Origin of the sequence: Collinsella sp. AM16-21 (assembly GCF_003471905.1) — a bacterium.
Taxonomy (GTDB): Bacteria; Actinomycetota; Coriobacteriia; order Coriobacteriales; family Coriobacteriaceae; genus Collinsella.
Window position 1 is genome coordinate 1 of sequence record NZ_QRKJ01000038.1, and the last position, 1,267, is coordinate 1,267.

Annotated in this window: 1 protein-coding gene; it reads right to left on the reverse strand. The window is 65.2% G+C overall.

Annotation, left to right across the window (positions count from 1 at the left end):
* Window position 1 precedes the first annotated feature (1 nt).
* Window positions 2-1,243, reverse strand: a complete 1,242-nt coding sequence (gene arcA, locus DW180_RS10075) for an arginine deiminase (protein WP_118238523.1) — start codon at window positions 1,241-1,243, stop codon at window positions 2-4.
* Between the last annotated feature and the right edge of the window lie 24 nt (window positions 1,244-1,267).

The window sequence follows — 1,267 nt, forward strand, 5'->3', positions numbered from 1 at the left end:
CTTAGAGGTCCTCGCGCCAGAAGGGCATGCTCATGCAGCGCGGGCCGCCACGGCCGCGGGAGAGCTCGGCGGAGGGCACGACGAGAAGGTCCAGGCCCTCCTTGTACAGCACGTCGTTGGTGACGGTGTTGCGCGCGTAGACGCAGATCTTGCCGGGCTCGACGCACAGGGTGTTGGAGCCGTCGTTCCACTGCTCGCGGGAGGCCGCGATCGGGTCGCCGCCGCCGCAGGGGATCAGCTTGACCTGGTCGACGCCGGTGGCGTCCTCCAGGACGTGCTCGAGGGTGTCCTCGATCAGGCGGATGTTCACGTCGCCCGGGTTCTTGCCGGCGGTCAGCTCGTAGACGCGCAGGGTGCCCATGATGGCGGGGTGGATCGTGAACTTATCGACGTCGATCTGGGTGAAGACCGTGTCGAGGTGCATGAAGGCGCGCGAGACGGGGATGTCGAAGGCCAGGATGCGCTCGACCTTGGAGTCGGAGTTCCAGAAGATGTTCTGGGCCATGACGTCGATGGCTGCGGCCTGGGTGCGCTGGGAGATGCCGACGGCGAGGGTCTTCTCGTTGATGTTCAGCACGTCGCCGCCCTCGGTGTGGAACTGGCAGTCGCGGCGGAAGTACAGGGAGACGTCCTTGTAGTCGGGGTGGTACTTGAAGACGTACTTGCCGTACAGGGTCTCGCGGTTGCGGGTGACCGAGTACATGCGGTTGAGGTTGACGCCCTCGCCGACGACCGCGAACGGGTCGCGGGTGAAGTAGAGGTTGGGCATCGGGTCGATGATCAGGTCGGACTCGGACTCGGAGTTGACCAGGGAGTCGAGGGTCGTGGACGCCGTGAGGGGCATGTCGATCTCGGCCTTGGTCATGCCGGCCATGGTCTTCTTGACGAACTCGAAGTTGTCCTCGATGGAGTCCAGCTTCTCGCGGACGATCTGCGGCATGTGCTGGCCGCGGATGCCTGCCTCGGCGATGTACTGGTCGGTGAACTCGGCGCGGGCGCCGGGGACCTGGTCGAACACCTCTGCGACGAGGTTCTCGAGGTAGAGCACCTCCACGCCCTGGTCCCTCAGGATCTGGGCGAAGGTGTCGTGCTCCTGCTGCGCGACCTCCAGGAACGGGACGTCGTCGAACAGGAGTCGCTCGAGCTCGTCGGGCGGCAGGTTGAGGAGCTCGTCGCCGGGACGGTGCAGGCAGACCTTCCTGAGCTTGCCGATCTCGGAAGGCACGTGCAGACCTTTCGTCATGGCCTCCTACCTTTCTTTCGGGCC